A 15701-nucleotide genomic window follows, 5' to 3' on the forward strand; every position below is an offset into this window, starting at 1 on the left:
TTCTCCTAACCCCTCTGCCACCTACATGTTATCAAGTAACAGATTCAATTCAAGCACGTTGACAAACATTCGATCTGAAAACCAATCCTTCTGTGCTTTTTCCTGTATTATAGCACGAATTTTGGCAACGTCTTGTCCCCGCTCTTTAGCGATACGAGAGACTTGACTTTCTGCGGCTGCCAAACTGATATGCGGATCAACACCGCTTGCAGAGTTTGTGACTAGATCGATTGGGATCTCCATAGTTTGATCGCTTTGTTGTGCCAATTCTGTTTTATCTTCTACTAATTTCTTTTGCTCCGATGAGGTTGGTGAAAGTTGGGTCACGTCTTGCCCTCTTCCATTAAAATAAGCTGCCTGTTGAAAGGATTGTCCAATCAACGAAGAGCCGACCACCTTCCCTGAAACAACTCTCTGACTACCATTGGCTTGCTGGGCAAAGAAAAGTTGACCGATACCAGTAACAGCGACGGTGTATAGCCCACCAAGGAGTAGGATGCTGAGGAATAAAAAACTTAGCTGTGCTCTAAGGATATTTTTCATAGGTGAATTCCTTCTTTCTGCAAAATGTCTTTCTTTTTATATCAAGAAAAAGCTCAAAGCGAGATCGATCAGTTTGATGAATATGAATGGGGCAATTAAACCGCCTAATCCATAGACCAATAGATTGTGTCGTAAAATTTGACTGGCAGGTTTTTCTGTATACTTGACTCCTTTTAACGCTAAAGGAATCAATGCGACAATAATCACTGCATTATAGATAACAGCCGATAAAATCGCTGTAAGAGGACTACCTAGTGCCATGATATTCAACTGGGCCAATTCGGGATAGATCCCATAAAACAAGACTGGGATCACAGCAAAATATTTTGCGACGTCATTTGCAATACTAAACGTGGTCAAAGCACCTCTAGTCATCAATAATTGTTTACCGATACGTACGACCTTCAATAGCTTCGTTGGACTAGAATCTAAATCAATCATATTGCCCGCTTCTTTTGCTGCTTGTGTCCCTGTATTCATCGCGACTGCCACATCTGCTTGTGCTAATGCCGGCGCGTCGTTCGTTCCATCACCTGTCATTGCTACAAGATGTCCTTTTTCTTGATAGTCACGAATAAGATCCATTTTATTTTCAGGTGTTGCTTCTGCGAGAAAGTCGTCGACCCCCGCCTCAGCCGCAATCGCTGCTGCTGTCAAAGGATTATCTCCTGTGATCATGATAGTTTTGATCCCCATTTTACGCATATCTGCGAAGTTTTCCTGTACGCCGTTTTTTACAATATCTTTGAGATAAATGACTCCCATCACTTGATCATTTTTTACAACCACCAAAGGAGTTCCGCCAGCTTGGGCAACTTTTGCGACGATTTGATCACATTCTTCTGGATACTGTCCACCACGTGCCTGCACATATTTCTTGATCGTATCTGCGGCACCTTTACGAATCTGATCGCCACGATAATCCATGCCGCTCATGCGGGTTTGCGCACTAAAATCAATGAATTTCACTTCAGATTTTTCAAAAATGCGTTCTCGCAAAGCAAATTTTTCTTTAGCTAAAATGACAATACTGCGGCCTTCTGCCGTCTCATCTGCCAAAGATGAGAGCTGTGCTGCATCAGCTAATTGTTGTTCTGTGACGCCATTGACCGGTAAAAACTCACTTGCCCGACGATTTCCTAAAGTAATCGTTCCTGTTTTATCTAACAGTAATACATCAACATCTCCCGCTGCTTCGATGGCACGACCACTCATTGCGATCACGTTCTCTTTCGTTAACCGACTCATTCCAGCAATCCCGATCGATGAAATCAATGCACCGATCGTCGTTGGCGCTAAACATACGAATAAAGCAATGACAACGATCGTCGCAATCGGCGCCCCTTTACCTGACAGCTGACTACTGAATTCGGTAAAAGGAACTAAACTAACAGAGACCGCTAAAAAGATGATCGTTAACGTGATCAAAAAGATTTGTAACCCGATCTCATTCGGGGTTTTCTTTCGTTGTGTCCCTTCCACCATCGAAATCATTTGATCTAAAAAGGAGTGTCCATTTTCGGATGTCACACGGATCACCAAGTAATCAGAAACCACCGTCGTCCCACCAGTAACGGCACTTCGATCGCCCCCTGATTCACGGATCACTGGTGCTGATTCCCCTGTAATGGCACTTTCATCCACTGAAGCAGCTCCTTCGATTACATCACCATCCGCTGGAATTTGTTGACCCGATACTACATAAATCAGATCCCCCTTTTTGAGATCAGAAGATTTGATCTCAATAAATTCTTGGTTTTCAATGTCTTCTAAGCGATTGATCTTATAAGTGATCACTTCTTTTTTTGCTTGCTTCAAGCTATTTGCCTGCGCTTTTCCGCGACCTTCTGCCACTGCTTCGGCAAAATTTGCAAACAACAAGGTGATCCATAACAAACAGGTGATCGTTATAGTAAACCATAAAGGCACCGTTGTTTGTTCAAAACAAAGGATCGTCGCTAAGATCGCTCCGATGTAGACCATGAACATCACTGGGTTTTTGATTTGTTGTCTTGGGTCTAATTTGACAAAGGCTTCTTTGATTGCCCATACATAAATAGTTTTCATTTGATTTTGCTCCTTCTAACTTAAGGTAAAATGATCAGCGATCGGACCTAACGCCAACGCTGGTAAAAAGCTCAATGCTCCGACAACAAGGATAACGATCATCAACATGGAGATGAATGTGCCATTCGTTGTTGAAAGTGTTCCATCATTGATCGCGATCGTTTTCTTCCTTCCCATGTTTTCAGCCAAGAACAAAATAGCAACGATTGGAATGTAGCGAGAACACAACATCAAGACACTTCCTAAAAGATTTAGAAACGGTGTATCTGCCGTCAACCCACCAAATGCACTCCCATTATTATTTGCTAGAGAAGTCACATTATAAAGCAACTCACTAAATCCATGAGGCCCTTTATTGGTCAACCAAGTTAAAACATCAGGATGCAGTGAAACTGCCATCGTACCAAACAACGTCAATAATACAGGCGTCAAAATCACTAAACTAGCCATCTTGATGTCGAAAGCCTCGATTTTCTTGCCTAAATATTCTGGCGTACGTCCAACAAGTAGACCGGCAATAAAAACCGTCAACAGCAGAAATGCCAACATGCCATACAAGCCACTACCCACACCACCAAAGATGATCTCCCCTAATTGCATCAAGAAAAGCGGGATACCACCACCGAGAGGCGTAAAACTGTCCAACATTGCATTGACTGATCCATTCGATGCCGCTGTTGTGCTAACAGCCCATAAACTTGACCAACCTACACCAAAGCGTACTTCTTTTCCTTCCATATTCAGCGAACCCAGTACATCCGTAAAAGCGGGCCCATGATATTCACTAATTGCTACACCTACAAAAGCTGCAAAAAGAAAAACAAACGAAACGATCAAAATCGTTCGACCTTGTTTCCATTCTTTGACCCAATAACCAAACGCAAAAATCAACGCTGTAGGTATCAACAAGATGGCGAGATTCTCGATGAAATTAGAAAAGATCGTCGGATTCTCAAATGGATGAGCGGAATTTGCACCGAAAAATCCACCACCATTGGTTCCTAATTGCTTGATAGCTACTTGACTGGCCACAGGTCCTAGATACAACCATAAAGATTCTCCTGATAGACCAGTGTAAGACAGCCCATGACTAAACGTTTGAACCACGCCTTGGGAAATCAGAAGTACAGCAGTAATTAATGAAAGTGGTAAAAAAATGTAAAGTAAACTACGTACTAGATCTTGCCAAAAATTACCCAATTGGCTCGATTTCCTTTGGATGATGCCGCGGATCAATGCACAAAGAACTGCTAAACCTACAGCTGCTGACAAGAAATTTTGAACAGTCAAACCAAGCATTTGCGTCGTATTCGAAAGTGTCAATTCTCCCGTGTAAGCTTGCCAGTTGGTATTTGTCACAAAACTAACAGCTGTATTCACGGCTAAATCAAATGACAGATTTTCCACGCCATTATTGCCAGGAAGCCAACCTTGGACCATCAATAATCCCGTTAAAAATAGCAAAGAACAGATCCCAACACCCAACACATGCGCTAAATAGCGCTTCGCCGTCATTTTCTTTTGACTCTCAGGACCAATCAATTGATAAAAAAAGCGTTCGATTGGTTGGATGAAACGTACATATTTTGGTGTTTCCCCTGTCATGATCAACTTGATGTACCACCCAAGAGGTGCGGCTAAAACAAGTAGAATAAAAAAGAAAAACAATCCTTGAAATACTGCACTCATCATTGCTCTTCCCCCTTAAATAAAAACCAGAATAGATAAGCTAACAAAATCATACTGATACAACCTAAAAATAAGATCATTTTCTTCCTCTCCTTTGTTTTCATCATAGACAAAGGACTATAAAGATAGTGTTAATATTCAAGAAATTTCTTTATATGTTCTTTATACAACACAAAAAAACAGCTAAATATTAAGGAGCAACCCTCACTTGACTTAGCTGTTTCTCTACAAAAAAGACAAAAAAAAGATGCTCCCATGATCTTGAACATCTCCCTTTATTTCTTTCACTCATTCATTTTATACATCAATGATCAGAACTTACTTTCTTACCCATTTTTGGAAGCGATGCGCATAATGGTTTTCTTGATCCGTGATACCGATATGTTCTTCTGCTAGTTCAAAATCGCTAAAGTCGATCTCTCCAATATACGTATCTCCATCAAACTCACCATCGATCAGTGTTCGCCAAATAATCCCAGTCTGGGGCAATAATTCTTGAAAGATCCGACTTCCACCAGAAACATAAATATCTTCTGAAACAGTCTCCGCAAAAGCCAATAATTCATCGATTGAATGCATGACCTCTGCATTTTCTTTGACCTCAAAATCTTCTTGGGTAGTCAACACGATGATGTGGCGATAAGGAAGAGATAGGTCGCCCATGCCTTCGTATGTTTTACGCCCCATCACTAATAAACGATCCACCGTATGTTCTCTGAAAAAACGCATATCATTTGGCAAACGCCAAGGCAATAACCCATCTTTACCGATCAATCCATTCTTGTCTTGGGCCCACATGGAAATAAACATTTTGACTCGCTCCTTTCATCTACTACTTGATTATACTAAAAATAAAAAAGCTTGGGTACAGACCCAAACTTTTTTAGACATATTATTTTGTTTCGCGGTGCAAAGTAACTTTACGTTCGCGTGGGCAATATTTTTGCTTTTCCAAACGATCAGGATTGTTACGTTTGTTTTTGTTAGTTAGGTAGTTACGTTCTTTACAAGAAGTACACTCTAAAGTAATGTTTACGCGCATGATTTTCCCTCCCATTTATACTAGAATCCTCTAAGATGACTCTCAGACTTGATTATCTTACCATGATTTTTATCAGATTGCTAGCCTTTTTGACGATTTTGTTAAGTAGTTCTACTTGACGAGCAAAAAACAAGCTCAGGAAAAATTGAAACAGATGATTTTTCTTTTTACCAAGTTGAGATTACACTTGTTATAGTAGTAAAATCAATTATTCTTTTAGGAGGAGTTAACTATGCCTTGGAATATGAAAGATTTCCCACCAGCCATGAAGAACTTGGAAGAGTTGACCAAAAAGAAAGCAATCGATATCGGCAATGCGCTTTTAGATGAAGGTTACCCTGATGATCGAGCAATCCCGATCGCAATCAGTCAAGCCAAAGAATGGGTGGAAAGTGCAGATGAGAAAGAGAAGAAAGCTTTCTCAAAAGAGAAAAATCCACAAAAAAATGACAAGCATGATAGCAATCCGCGAGCAGCTAAATTATTAGACGCCACAGTCGAAGTCAAATTCGAAGAAGATCATTGGATCGTTCGCTCTAAAGGCGCTGAAAAAGCAAGCAATCACTTCGATCATAAAGAAGATGCCATTGAAAAAGGAAAAGAAGTAGCTCGTAATAAAGAAACATCCTTAATGATCTATAAAAAAGATGGCACATTCGAGCGAGAAGTCCATTACTGATTGTATATTATCGTCTCTTTGAATAAAAAATCAACTCATTCCGATTTACGGCAAAAAAAAAACGAAGAGTCTACCCATTATGGATCGGCACTCTTCGTTTTTGCGTTCAATAGAAACATCGTTGGATCGTCTAAACTGTTACATATTGGATCGGTTCAGCTTGAGGAATCGTTTCATCCACAAAATAAACTTTGTACCACGTCAAGAAACTGAAAATCGTCCAAATCTTACGTTGTTCTTCACTTCTACCTTCATGATGGTCATCAAGTAATTGGATGATTTTCGCTTGATCAAAGAACTCTTTCGCAAAATCAGCTTCAAATAATTCTTTTACTTGGTGATAGCCATGTTCTTCTTTCAGCCAAGCTTTGATCGGTACAGGGAAACCAAGTTTTACACGATTTGACCATTCTTCAGGCAGATGCTTGTTCGCAGCTTGTCTAAAGACATCTTTCGTATTGTTTTGATTCAATAAATACTTACTTGGGATTTGTTGCGCTAATTTCATTACTTCGATATCAAGAAGTGGTACCCGCACTTCCAGTGAACTTGCCATTGAAAGTTTATCGGCTTTTAACAAAATATCTTTTGGCATCCATTGGTGTAAGTCAACATATTGCATCTTGTTGATCTCGTCTTGGATTCCTTCAGTTTTCGCATAATGTTCTGCCATGATTTCTTTGACTGTTGGGGCTTGTTGAAATTCTGGCGTCAACAAGTTGGCCGCTTCGTTTTCTTCAAAGATCCGTGCATGTCCGATAAAATATTCTTTGGCAGGCGCTAATGATTCATATAAATGGATCCTACCATGGAAATTACGCATCTTCCCGATTTTTCTACCTAAGTTATAGCGAGTGCCTTTCGGTAATTTTTTCAATCCTTGAGCAATCACTCGGATAAATTTTGAATTTGTGTGGAAGCCATATGATTGATAGCCAGCAAATAATTCATCTGCCCCTTCGCCAGATTGAACGACTCGTACACTTTGTGCCGCAAGATTCGCTAAGAAATACAACGGTACACAAGATGGATTAGAATCTGGTTCATCTAAATGGTATTGGATCAAAGGGAAAGCCTTAAAGGACATGTCTCCATCAATGACAGCTGCGGTGTTATCCAAGTCAAGCATTTCTGTTAATTTACGTGCCTCGATTGCTTCATTATAAGTTTTATCATCAAAGCCTATTGAGAATGAATGGTCTGGTTTCAAAACAGAAGTCACATAACTTGAATCGACCCCACTTGATAAGAACGAGCCAACTTCCACATCACTGATCGTGTGTGCTTCGATCGATGCTTTCACTGTGTCATCAATTTGATCGATCCATTCTTGACGGCTTTGTGTGCCTTTTTCTTCAAAGTTCGCATCCCAATACTGTTGGATATCCATGTGGCCATCTTTGTAAGTGAAATAATGACCTTCTGGTAAACGATAGACGCCTTTAAAGAATGTTTCCCCATTTAAAGGAGAATATTGGAACGTCATATATGGTTTCAATGCTTCCCGATTCAATTCTTTATTGAAATCTGGATGTGGTAGAAAACTCTTGATTTCAGAACCAAACATCAAAGTTCCGTTCATTTCAGCATAGTAATACGGTTTGATCCCAAAATGGTCTCTTGCACCGAATAATTCTTTTTTCTCATTATCCCAAATCGCAAAAGCAAACATCCCACGTACTTTTTGCAATAACTCAGTTCCCCATTCTTCATAGCCATGTAATAAAACTTCTGTATCTGCATGGGTTTTGAAAATATGACCTGCATCGATCAATTCTTTTCTAAGTGGTTGATAGTTGTAGATTTCTCCATTAAAAATAATGATTTTTGTTTGGTCTTCATTGTAAATGGGCTGTGTGCCCCCTTCTAAGTCAATAATACTTAGACGTCTAAAACCCAAAGCTACATCACGATCAATGTATTCACCTGAACTATTCGGTCCGCGGTGAATGATGCGATCCATCATGTCATTGATGATTGCTTTTTTATTATCTTTGTTATTAACAAATCCTACGATTCCGCACATTTATTTCACATCCTACTAAAATTACTATTCCATTATTATGTCCACATGAATCTTATCACAGGAAGGCATTCAGAATGAATGATTTTCACTCTTACAATTTCGTCACATGAAAACAAATAAAATGAAAAATCTCTATCTTTAAAAAAAAGTAGACTCAACAATTAATTTAACATGTTTTATCCTAGGAAGCTACTGGATTCTCCTATAGTTTACAAATATTTCATGTTATTCATAAATAGGGAGATTTTTGTAGACATATATCTTCAAAATAACAAGCGATTTCATTTTTTATTTCAGTCTAAAATCTTCTTTGTTTGCGCTTTGATAGGAGACCTTTTATCCATCACTGTCTTTTACGTCGGCATGTAAGAAAATCATCATGCGAGAAAAAAAGTAAGATATTCTGTTTGGTAGAAGTGAGAATTACTCAGCACAATATATAAAAAAACTTTTTATTCACCTCTTATTTCATTTGAAAATAACTGAGTATCTCTTTGTACTACCTGCTTCACTTTGCAGAATAGGTAAATTTCAAGAAATAAAAATCAATATACAATAACTATAACCTGCTATCAAATCACTTGACGAAAAAACGAATTTCGGAGATGCTCAATTTGAGAACATATTTTATTTTAAAGTTAGGAAGGATCAACATGAAAATCGGAAAAGTACTATTAGGGATATTGTTAGGGGTAACAACTATTATTGGAGCATTTATATTAGGTATCATGCTATTCCCGTTATTTGCACCAGAAATCCAAAACACCACAGTTCAAGAAGCCACGAATACTTCACAGACAAAAAGTACCGAACGTTCATTAACTACAACAGAAACAACAAGCTCAAATGATCAACAGCTGGTAAATCAAACACCTGCAGAACAAGGACAAACACAAGATCCAATTTTGGAAAAAGCATTAAATACACCTGCTACACCATTGACCGCCTTTAGCTCAGATCCTTATGATTGGGATCTAAATCAAGCGAATATCACAAACGGCACCGCTCAGTCAATCGGCTGGATTCAAGCAGAAGACCCAACTGGACGAATAGAGGTAGAATATCACTGCTTCGCTTGCGACACGAATTGGAGTGGCAGAAATTACGCCTATGAATGGAATGGCCAAACGACGACGACTAAAATAACTCCTTTCACGATCGTTGGAACACCTTGCGAACATCAAAAATCCTTAAAAAATCATGGCTATATTAGTTGATTTCAGATAAATAGAAAATCGATATCAAAAAAGAGAACAGATTACTTGAATACAAGAAAACAAGCGCACAACCCAAAAAAGACTACACCACCATTTGGATTTCTGCGCTTATCTTCTTGTAAATAAATTTTTATTGTTTGCCCAAGAAACGAAGGTCACCGATTTTCATATTGCAATCCAAAAAGTCACTGGGACCCCGATAACATAAAAATCAAAATGAGCAATCACTACTTTTATAAAAATTTTTCTTCTATCCTGCTTATTTCATGAATTTTTTAAAACAACCTCTTCCATCATAGTGAAAAAATAATCCTCATGCTCACTCAACCATCCAGTATAATCAAATTATCAACGAGCAAAACGTTGAAATAAATCAGGATGGTAGATAGAGATGGCAATTTATTATTTTAACAAAAACACAGATGATCGAGGAAATCACGAAGTCCACGTGATCTCATGTACGCATTGTCCAGAAGATGCACTTTTTATTGGCGTATTTTCTACATGTGAAGAAGCCCTACATCAAGCAAGCACAACCCACACATCCAAAAGTTTCGATGGTTGTTCTCACTGCTGCAAAGACTGTCATAACGATTGATTGCAAGAAATAACTAGGCTGTCCCTTGTTGTCTCTTTATTTTTACAGAGAACTTTATTTATACATAAAATCGATCATGTTTGAAAATTCAAAAATCATATGAAAGGAGTATGTAAAAGTATAAAAGGAGTACCAAAAGGGGAGTCAAAAAATATTTTAGGGTAAAAATACAACAAAAAAGACACGACCTAAATCGTGTCTAACTGTTGGTATATAAGGAAGGTACAGGATTTGAACCTGCGCGCCGGTGTTAGCCGGTTCGCCGGATTTCGAGTCCGGTGCATTACCACTCTGCCAACCTTCCATGCCTACTATTTTTAATCTTTTTTCTAAAAATGTCAAGAGGTATTATGCACTCTTGTTAATCTTGTTTGTTTTGTAAACTGGTCATTTAAATACCATAACTGTTATGTTTAAATCCAAGAACACTGTTCAAGTTATTCGCTAAGAATAAAGTAGCTTATGCAATATTCATCCTCTCGCACCATCTACAACTGAATAAACGGCGGTAACCTCTTCGAAAAAATAAGGCGCCATCCACATAAATTTGAAGAACAAATTTCGTGGATGGCGCTTTATTTCTCGAGGCTAAACACTTTTGTCACAACCTCATGATGTGGCAATTAGCGTATTTTTTCTGGATTTTCAATTGCAAGTACGGAATCGACCGTCGTTTTGATGATCGAGATGATTTGCTCTTCTGTAGGATGCATGATACTAGAAGACATCAATGAAGCGATACCAGTGATAGTTACCCAAGTACCAGTATGCAGTGCATCGATATATTCTTCCGATAAATCTTTATAACGTGCGTCCTCTTTTAATAACTTGCGGAAATAATTATAAGAAAAATCATGCATCTTTTGACCATTTCCATGCTCATCGATATATAAAGCCATATAAAGGCTATGGTTTTTCTTAGCGAAATAAATATAATTCAATCCTAAATCGATGATTTTATCTCCTGTACGCTCTACAGGAAACACTTCTTCTTCTAACTGTTGGAAGATAACATCTAATAGCGTATTTTTTAAATCTTCCATATTTTTGAACTCTAAGTAAATCGGTTGGGTAGATATCCCCATCTTCTTCGCGATATTTCGTGCAGTGAAACCTTTAAATCCTTCTTTAGCAACAACTTCATATGCAGCTTTCAGAATTTGATCCTTCGTATAGACTTTTCTTCTCATAATAAACTCCCCCACTTCATGCTACAGTCTCTGTTCTTTTATTTTAACCGATATTGATCAATTTTTGCAAATAATATACCTAAATTGTTATATTTTAAAGCATATATGTGTTTTTTATTGGTTTTCTCAATTTTCTAAATATTTTTTTACGTAATTTGTTTCCCCTTACAATTTTTGATTTTGTGTTGAATTTAAGTTGACCTAAAGTTTTCTTTCAAGTTATAGTTAAATAAAAAGGAAAAGAAGGTGTGTAATGAAGAATAAAAGTGACGTTATTTATATTCATCCTAAAAAAAGAATCATTTCTCAAAGGAAAAACTATTTTTACCTTATTTTTTCAGGATTGTTTTTTTTGATTATTGGCTTGCTCAGTGATTCTTTGACAAATAATCTTGTTGGACTAACGGTCATCATGACCTCTCCAAGTAATCTCTTGACTGATTATATTGCTTTAGGCGGATTTGGAAGCGCATTTATGAATGTAGGCTTACTTACACTCTCTTCTGTGTTACTCGCCTATCGCCATAAAGTCATGTTGAATGGTGCGATGTTTGCTTCCATATTGACTGTCGCGGGTTTTTCATTCTTTGGGAAAAATCTATACAATTCCATCTCCATTATCCTCGGTGTTTATTTATATGCCTATTTTATGCACAAACCATTTTCTCAATATGTAATGATTGGCTTATTTGGTAGTGCACTCTCTCCAGTTGTCAGCTATATTACGTTCGGGATGGGTTTACCAATCCTTCAAGGTGCTTTCTTGGGTAATTTAGCCGGTTTGATCGTTGGTTTTTTATTGCCGATCCTAGCTGTTCAGACTCTGACCTTTCATCGTGGTTTTACACTTTATAATATTGGTTTTACTTCAGGGTTGATTGCTATGTTGGTAACAGGTATTCTTCGGCAATTTAGTTATTCGATCGAAGTACACTCGATTCTTTCGACTGATTACCACCACGAATTGACTTGGATCATCTTTTTATTCTTTTTATCAACCGCTGTTTGTGGCTTCTTCTTTAACGCATTCAAATTGAAAGGATTACGTGAAATCTTTGAGTCTTCTGGAAAACTAACAACAGATTTCATCGGCACATCAGGTATCGGCGCCACCTTGATCAATATGGGCTTGGTTGGCTTGTTATTGATGTCTTACGTCTTGCTGATCGGTGGTGTGCTAAATGGGCCTGTGGTGGGAGGAATCATCTCAGTGGCTGGTTTCAGCTCATTCGGAAGTCATGTTAAAAATTGTTTTCCGATTTTGATTGGTATCTACATTGCCTCAATATTAGGAACGATGCATGATATGACCGATACGACCATGCTCGTAGCTGCGATTTTCGGTACAGGGCTTGCCCCAATCAGTGGATTTTATGGCGGCGTTTATGGAGTGATTGCAGGCTTTTTACATATTACTCTTGTCCATAATCTCAGTACCTTGCATGGAGGATTGAATCTATATAATAGTGGGTTTTCAACGGGATTTATTGCTGGTATACTAGTGCCTATCCTAGAAAATTTTACGTTTACCGGGAAGGGAAAGAACGCACATGGAAATGGAAAAAGAACTATCAAAGAGGATCATTGATGAATTTCTCACGTATCTTTACGAACACGAGATCAAGGAGATTCGTATTGGCTTAGAGTATACAGATGAAGGACTATATATCGAATTCCAAGGAACAACAAAAAATCCGCCAAAAGATTTGAATACATTGGCCTCACTGTTGAATACACCTAGAGATCCTAGTATGGAGATCTATTACCACGAGTTGCTAGGCACCCCTTCTCATGGCCAAGAATCCTATCGATTACTTGGGAATCTGATCGATGATGTAGAAATCATGTATGATTCGCCAATTTTAAACATCAAGATTTTTCGCCGAATTTAAATGTGAAATAGCCATGAACCTTTTATAGATCATAAAATTAAGTAAATAAGACTCTAGATGGATGTTTTATTTTGTTTCATCCTCTATACTTGGTTTGAACTTACAAAATTGTTTGTTGTTTCTCACTTGAAATAGTGGCGCGCAGTTACGCTTTTCAGGTAAAATACAATTATCAGATGAAAACCTCGAAGGAGTTGACTAGGGATGAACGTTGCAGTATCACGTAAATTAATGAATATTATATCGATCATCGGTATTGGTTTTTCAATTGCACTTACGATTTATTTTATTAATCTAGGCGTCTTTAAAGATTTGAACGCATTAAGAGGTCTTGTAGGTGATTCAATTATTTTAGGACCGATAATCTTTATCTTGATCCAAATACTGCAAGTCGTTATACCGATCATTCCTGGGGGGATCAGCACCGCAGCAGGTGTCCTGATTTTTGGTCCTTACGCTGGCTTTATCTATAATTACGTTGGTATTTGTATCGGTTCGATCATTATTTTCCTATTAGGTAGAAAATATGGAAAACCATTTATCCTGTCGATGATTAGTGATAAAACATATGACAAATATATTGGTTGGTTAGAAAACCAAAGTCGTTTTGAAAAGCTTTTTGCGCTAGCGATCTTCTTACCAGTAGCACCAGACGATGCCTTGTGTTTAATGGCTGGCTTGACAAATATCTCAGTCAAAAAATACACGTTGATTATTTTGATTGCTAAACCCTTATCGATCTTTTTGTACAGCATGGCATTGATTTATGGTGGTAACTTCCTGACTGGCTTGTTAGGATAATTTCTTAATAGATACACTGTGAGTACTGCAATGAAAGATTCCTGCAGTACTCCTTTTTTATGTTTTTTGCGCTATAATGTTAGGAGTAGGTGATAATAATGATCGTTTATTTAAAACGAAGTTTAGGAAATGCTTGGGACTTCCTTAAAGGAACACAAGCTTATTTTCGTGATGTAGTTCTGATGCATGGGTTTATTTTGTTTATTTGTTTGCCTTTGCTCGGTAGTATGACACGCTTGATTTTACAACGTGGGTCGATCGATTATCTTTCAACGGATAATATCCCCACACTGATTTCGCAACATCCAGGAGTTTTCTTCTCCTTGATTGCTGTCTTATTGTTGATTTTGCTCTTAGTCTATTTTGAGTTTACTTTTTTGCTAATGAGTGTTTATTTCATCAAAAAACAAGAACCAATTTCATTGAAGCAATTATTGCAGTTGACCATCCGACAAATAAAAAAAGTTCGTCCGATGATTTTTTTATTTTTCTTAGCTTACTTTTTTTTGATTTTACCAATCAGCGGATTAAGTTTTAATTCAGACTTACTTTCTAAAATAAAAATTCCTGCATTTATTATGGATTTTATTTTCACTAACCGCTGGATCATCGTAAGTTCTTTTCTACTTGTCTATGTCTTCCTCGGCTATATCGGGATTCGTTTAATCTTTGCATTACCTGAAATGATTTTAAGAGATCGCCCTTTTCGTGAAGCGATCCGTGAGAGTTGGCGTTTGACCAAAGCACGTTTTTTTGCGATTTCAGGTCAATTTTTAGTGATCAGTGGTACGATTTTATTGATTTCAACAATCAGTTACTTGGCAATCTTGTCAGGTCAGATCTTTGTTGAGGAATATTTCTCCGATTACTCATTGATTAGTGCTGTTTTTGCCATGACACTCTTACAAGGCGTTCTTTTGTTCAATATTGTGATGTCTACCGTCGGAATTTTTTACGTCATTGTAGACTTTATGGATGATGAAGGTTTCTTACCAGATATTCCCAGCTGGTTCTCTTCACAAGAAGTGCCCAAAAAACACACAGCTTTAAAAAATACTGCGTTTACTTTATTTGCTGTTTTCTTTGGTGTTGGTGTTTGTATTTACAATATGAATTACCTGACATCTGCTTCTGAAACAAAACCTTTAACGATTTCCCATCGTGGCGTTAGCTTAGGGAACAGCGCACAAAATACGATTGCTGCACTAGAAAAGACGAGCAAAGATTATCATCCAGATTATGTAGAAATGGACATCCAAGAAACAAAAGATGGTCAATTCGTGGTCATGCATGATTTCAATTTAAGAAATTTGACTGGAGTCAATAAAGCACCGCAAGACCTAACTTTAGCAGAACTGGAAAAATTGACTGTGACTGAAAATGGTGCCAAAGAACCATTGGTTTCATTCGATACGTATTTAAAACGAGCAAATGAATTGAACCAGAAATTATTGATCGAAATCAAAACGACTCGAAAAGATTCGGATAATTTAGTCAAAAACTTTGTTAAAAAATATGAAGAAACTATTTTAATACATGGACATATTTTACAAAGTTTGACTTATCAAACAGTCTCAGATCTAAAAGCTGAAAACCCAAATTTTTATGTTGGCTACATTTTGCCTTTTAATCTAGTTGGTCCTCCAGTAACACCTGCGGATTTCTTAACCATGGAGTACAGTACGATCAATCGTAACTTTATTGATTCTGCCCATCAGGATGGTAAGAAAGTCTATGTATGGACACCTAATGATTCAGACGACATGAGCCGAATGATGTTTTATGGTGTAGATGGTATTATTACAGATGATATGCAAGCATTGAATGATACGGTCAGAGAGTCAGAAGGAGAAATTACTTACTCAGACAAGTTATTAAACTTTGTTCTAGGTGTTGGTTAATATAAAAACGTGTCGCTCACTATCCCATCGGATAAGTAAGCGACACGTTTTATTTA

Annotated in this window: 13 protein-coding genes and 1 tRNA gene; 6 read left to right on the forward strand and 8 right to left on the reverse strand. The window is 37.7% G+C overall.

Annotated features, from left to right (window positions below):
* Positions 1 to 21 precede the first annotated feature (21 nt).
* The 5 genes from IGJ19_RS08720 to rpmG form a co-directional block, all read right to left on the reverse strand.
* Complete coding sequence (locus IGJ19_RS08720; RefSeq protein ID WP_430603707.1) at positions 22 to 543, reverse strand: potassium-transporting ATPase subunit C; 522 nt, start codon at positions 541 to 543, stop codon at positions 22 to 24.
* A 36-nt stretch (positions 544 to 579) separates the two neighbouring features.
* Positions 580 to 2610 carry a potassium-transporting ATPase subunit KdpB gene (gene kdpB / locus IGJ19_RS08725; protein WP_086334832.1) on the reverse strand — a complete coding sequence of 677 codons (2031 nt, stop codon included), beginning with the start codon at positions 2608 to 2610 and terminating at the stop codon, positions 580 to 582.
* Between the two features lie 15 nt (positions 2611 to 2625).
* Positions 2626 to 4302 (reverse strand): potassium-transporting ATPase subunit KdpA, encoded by a 1677-nt coding sequence (gene kdpA, locus IGJ19_RS08730; RefSeq protein WP_086334833.1) that lies wholly within the window; start codon positions 4300 to 4302, stop codon positions 2626 to 2628.
* 315 nt (positions 4303 to 4617) lie between these two features.
* Entirely contained in the window at positions 4618 to 5109 is a 492-nt protein-coding gene (locus tag IGJ19_RS08735; RefSeq protein ID WP_086334834.1) for a dihydrofolate reductase, read from the reverse strand.
* A gap of 82 nt (positions 5110 to 5191) precedes the next feature.
* Complete coding sequence (gene rpmG, locus IGJ19_RS08740; protein WP_373865805.1) at positions 5192 to 5356, reverse strand: 50S ribosomal protein L33; 165 nt, start codon at positions 5354 to 5356, stop codon at positions 5192 to 5194.
* A 217-nt stretch (positions 5357 to 5573) separates the two neighbouring features.
* On the opposite strand from rpmG, the gene IGJ19_RS08745 reads away from it, so the two are divergent.
* Entirely contained in the window at positions 5574 to 6020 is a 447-nt protein-coding gene (locus IGJ19_RS08745; protein ID WP_010735127.1) for a DUF2188 domain-containing protein, read from the forward strand.
* A 130-nt stretch (positions 6021 to 6150) separates the two neighbouring features.
* Here the strand turns inward: IGJ19_RS08745 and asnB are convergent, their stop codons facing one another.
* Positions 6151 to 8046, reverse strand: a complete 1896-nt coding sequence (gene asnB / locus IGJ19_RS08750) for an asparagine synthase (glutamine-hydrolyzing) (RefSeq protein ID WP_071868009.1) — start codon at positions 8044 to 8046, stop codon at positions 6151 to 6153.
* A 653-nt stretch (positions 8047 to 8699) separates the two neighbouring features.
* Here asnB and IGJ19_RS08755 point away from each other — a divergent pair.
* A complete protein-coding gene (locus tag IGJ19_RS08755) occupies positions 8700 to 9263 on the forward strand; it encodes a hypothetical protein (protein ID WP_086334835.1) in 564 nt (187 codons plus the stop codon).
* Positions 9264 to 10077: 814 nt separating this feature from the next.
* On the opposite strand, the gene IGJ19_RS08760 is transcribed toward IGJ19_RS08755, so the two are convergent.
* Both IGJ19_RS08760 and IGJ19_RS08765 read right to left on the reverse strand, forming a co-directional pair.
* Positions 10078 to 10165 (reverse strand) — tRNA-Ser (locus IGJ19_RS08760).
* Positions 10166 to 10484: 319 nt separating this feature from the next.
* On the reverse strand, positions 10485 to 11051 hold the full coding sequence (locus tag IGJ19_RS08765; protein ID WP_023519894.1) for a TetR/AcrR family transcriptional regulator: 567 nt from the start codon (positions 11049 to 11051) through the stop codon (positions 10485 to 10487).
* A 253-nt stretch (positions 11052 to 11304) separates the two neighbouring features.
* Between IGJ19_RS08765 and IGJ19_RS08770 the strand changes: the two genes are divergently transcribed.
* The 4 genes from IGJ19_RS08770 (at position 11305) to IGJ19_RS08785 (ending at position 15645) form a co-directional block, all read left to right on the forward strand.
* A complete protein-coding gene (locus tag IGJ19_RS08770) occupies positions 11305 to 12639 on the forward strand; it encodes a DUF1576 domain-containing protein (protein ID WP_086334836.1) in 1335 nt (444 codons plus the stop codon).
* Positions 12608 to 12943 carry a hypothetical protein gene (locus IGJ19_RS08775; RefSeq protein ID WP_176285314.1) on the forward strand — a complete coding sequence of 112 codons (336 nt, stop codon included), beginning with the start codon at positions 12608 to 12610 and terminating at the stop codon, positions 12941 to 12943. Before IGJ19_RS08770 ends, IGJ19_RS08775 begins: the two co-directional genes overlap by 32 nt.
* Positions 12944 to 13147: 204 nt before the next feature.
* Complete coding sequence (locus tag IGJ19_RS08780; RefSeq protein WP_010735121.1) at positions 13148 to 13744, forward strand: TVP38/TMEM64 family protein; 597 nt, start codon at positions 13148 to 13150, stop codon at positions 13742 to 13744.
* A gap of 101 nt (positions 13745 to 13845) precedes the next feature.
* Complete coding sequence (locus tag IGJ19_RS08785) at positions 13846 to 15645, forward strand: glycerophosphoryl diester phosphodiesterase membrane domain-containing protein (protein ID WP_177187683.1); 1800 nt, start codon at positions 13846 to 13848, stop codon at positions 15643 to 15645.
* The last annotated feature ends 56 nt before the right edge of the window (positions 15646 to 15701 follow it).

It is taken from the genome of Enterococcus sp. DIV1368b (genome assembly GCF_050529595.1).
GTDB classification, from domain to species: Bacteria; Bacillota; Bacilli; order Lactobacillales; family Enterococcaceae; genus Enterococcus_B; species Enterococcus_B mundtii.

Bases quoted from the DNA above. Each gene is read 5' to 3' on its own strand.
- IGJ19_RS08720 (WP_430603707.1), bottom strand. From the start codon at position 543: ATGAAAAATATCCTTAGAGCACAGCTAAGTTTTTTATTCCTCAGCATC.
- kdpB (WP_086334832.1), bottom strand. From the start codon at position 2,610: ATGAAAACTATTTATGTATGGGCAATCAAAGAAGCCTTTGTCAAATTA.
- kdpA (WP_086334833.1), bottom strand. From the start codon at position 4,302: ATGATGAGTGCAGTATTTCAAGGATTGTTTTTCTTTTTTATTCTACTT.
- IGJ19_RS08735 (WP_086334834.1), bottom strand. From the start codon at position 5,109: ATGTTTATTTCCATGTGGGCCCAAGACAAGAATGGATTGATCGGTAAA.
- rpmG (WP_373865805.1), bottom strand. From the start codon at position 5,356: ATGGGAGGGAAAATCATGCGCGTAAACATTACTTTAGAGTGTACTTCT.
- IGJ19_RS08745 (WP_010735127.1), top strand. From the start codon at position 5,574: ATGCCTTGGAATATGAAAGATTTCCCACCAGCCATGAAGAACTTGGAA.
- asnB (WP_071868009.1), bottom strand. From the start codon at position 8,046: ATGTGCGGAATCGTAGGATTTGTTAATAACAAAGATAATAAAAAAGCA.
- IGJ19_RS08755 (WP_086334835.1), top strand. From the start codon at position 8,700: ATGAAAATCGGAAAAGTACTATTAGGGATATTGTTAGGGGTAACAACT.
- IGJ19_RS08765 (WP_023519894.1), bottom strand. From the start codon at position 11,051: ATGAGAAGAAAAGTCTATACGAAGGATCAAATTCTGAAAGCTGCATAT.
- IGJ19_RS08770 (WP_086334836.1), top strand. From the start codon at position 11,305: ATGAAGAATAAAAGTGACGTTATTTATATTCATCCTAAAAAAAGAATC.
- IGJ19_RS08775 (WP_176285314.1), top strand. From the start codon at position 12,608: ATGGAAAAAGAACTATCAAAGAGGATCATTGATGAATTTCTCACGTAT.
- IGJ19_RS08780 (WP_010735121.1), top strand. From the start codon at position 13,148: ATGAACGTTGCAGTATCACGTAAATTAATGAATATTATATCGATCATC.